This window comes from Bradyrhizobium sp., from assembly GCF_049581145.1.
Lineage (GTDB): Bacteria > Pseudomonadota > Alphaproteobacteria > Rhizobiales > Xanthobacteraceae > Bradyrhizobium.
On record NZ_JBAURI010001143.1, the window covers coordinates 1 to 2,135 of the forward strand.

The window sequence follows — 2,135 nt, forward strand, 5'->3', positions numbered from 1 at the left end:
GATCTTGCGCGGGCCGATCTTCGCCCGCCAATCCTGCGCGACGGTCTCGCGCAAGGCGTCGAATGGCGCCTCCGCCCGCGGCTCAACGCCGTCGCGGATCGGCGACGAGACGACGACGGCGAGGCTCGCGCCCGGCGCGAGGGAGAAGGCGAATTCGCACGCGGCGCTGAGGAGACCTGAATCGGAGCGAAGGCGCCGCGCGGTCTTTCTCGGTCCCTTCTCGAGGAGCCTGACGACATCGCCATTCTTGAACTCGGCGACCGCGAACGAGTCTGGCTCGCGCGAAAATGTGGCGTAGGGCCGCTCGTTGACGCTGACTTTCCTGCCGTCGACGGCGACGGAATTGATGGCGGCGTGGCCGCCGTGCTGCCAGTAAGGATCGATCTGGACGGGGCGCACCGCGAGCACCAGCGTACCCTTCCGCGTCCGGGCGCTCCTGTTGGTTACCCGATGTTCCGCGACAGCAAGACCGGCGTACGCAAGGGCCGTGATCCGGATCTCTACCTTGCCCGCCGCCCACTCGACGGTCGGAATGGGCAGCGAGCCGCCGGCGAGCGATTGGCTGATCGTGGCGCTCGCCGGCGCGCCGTGGAGCGCGTGGCCGAGGCGGATGAGCGGGGTTATCTGGGGGGAGCCCCGCAGCGGCTCGAGATTGCCGTATTCGTCGAAAAGCGCCTCGCCGGCGTGATCATATTCACCAAGCGCGGTCCAGTAGACTTGGCGGCCGAGCAGCGATTGCGGATAAAGGTCGCCACGCCCGGCCGCTGCCGCGCGTTCGAGCTGACCGATCGGCATGCGATCCTTGTTCAGGATGCGCAGCTTGAGTTCGTTGACGATCGCCCCTTCCGGCGCGCTCGTTTCGTGGACGGTCAAGCGAAAATAGCGGCTCGTGGTCGAGCGCCACCAGAAGCTGTCGCTGCCGCCATTGCCGGTCAGGATGCGGCCAACTTCGCGAAAGCTCTTGCCTTCATCGGAGAGGTAAACCGAGAAGTCGGTTCCGTAAGCGGCGCCCCATTCGATGAACGCCCCGAGCGGAGAGCGCACATAACCGAAGTCGACCGTGATGCTCTCGCCTTTGGGAAGCTTCACCGGGGCATAGCCGAGCGCCGCAACCCGCCCCTCTTCCATGACCGATGCCGCGTCGCCGGGACCGTAAAGGTTGATCTCGACGATCTCCTCTCCTCGCTCAGCCTCATGGTCGTCGCAGGTCCAGCGCACGAATCGCGCCTTGACCGGAGGGAAAGCGAAGACGTCCTGTCCGCCCTCGCCGTGGCTCGTCCGACAAAGATGGGTCCATCGCTTGCCGTCGAGCGAAGACTTGAATCCGTAGACCACCGGCGCATCCGGGCCCCAATAGACCTCGAGTCCGGCAAGGGTCGCGGCTTTGCCCAGATCGATCTTGAGCCACGGCTTTTTCGCCGGCTTCGCCTTCCAACTCGTAGCATAGCGATCGTCGACGGCGAGACGCGGATCGCCGCTGCTGGCGGTCGCCTTCCACCGATCCTTACGCGGCGCGTTCATCTAGAGCTCCGTTCGATCGCGCGGCGGGCGCCGAGACCCGCAGATTCATGCCGCCTTCATCACCGCCGCGGCGAGCCGCCGCCGGGCCTGCCAAGCCATGCGAGGGTGAGATCTTTGCGCGACTTTCTGAGGCCCGGCGACACGATTCGCTTGCCGCATTGGCGTCGCAGCCCGAAGGCGTGGCGAATGAGCATGTTGGCGTAGAGGCCGGGGCCGCTCGAATAGACGCGCCAGCCGCCGTCGACGGCGATCGAGTTCGCTTTGACGCGCGCCCACTCGTCGCTGGCCTGATAGCGGTCCTGGAAGGCGGCGTCGCTGCTGCTGAAATAAGCATTGCGCTGCCTCAGCGACGCGTGCGGAAGCTCATCCGTGACGGCGATCGGGTTGGCGACCAACAGCGCCTCCCACAGCGCGGCGAATTCGTCCATGTCGCTCACTGCCTCGCCGTAGCGCAGATGCGAATGCGTATACATGAGCCCGATTTCGCGACCGAAGAAGGCGGCCGATTCCGCCCGCTGAAAGAAGGTCTCCGGTCCGCCGTGGTAAGCGATCGGCTTGTCCATCAGCCGCGCGCCGTCGGAATAAAGCAGATGCTTGCGGATCAGGCTTAAGTG

General features: G+C 65.6%; 1 protein-coding gene and 1 pseudogene. Both read right to left on the reverse strand.

Going from position 1 to position 2,135, the window contains the following annotated elements; translation table 11 throughout:
• On the reverse strand, positions 1–1,521 hold a 1,521-nt coding region (locus tag WCB02_RS36500; RefSeq protein ID WP_423966532.1), incomplete at its 3' end, for a discoidin domain-containing protein.
• A 59-nt stretch (positions 1,522–1,580) separates the two neighbouring features.
• Positions 1,581–2,135: pseudogene (locus tag WCB02_RS36505) on the reverse strand (cellobiose phosphorylase); the annotation flags it as partial.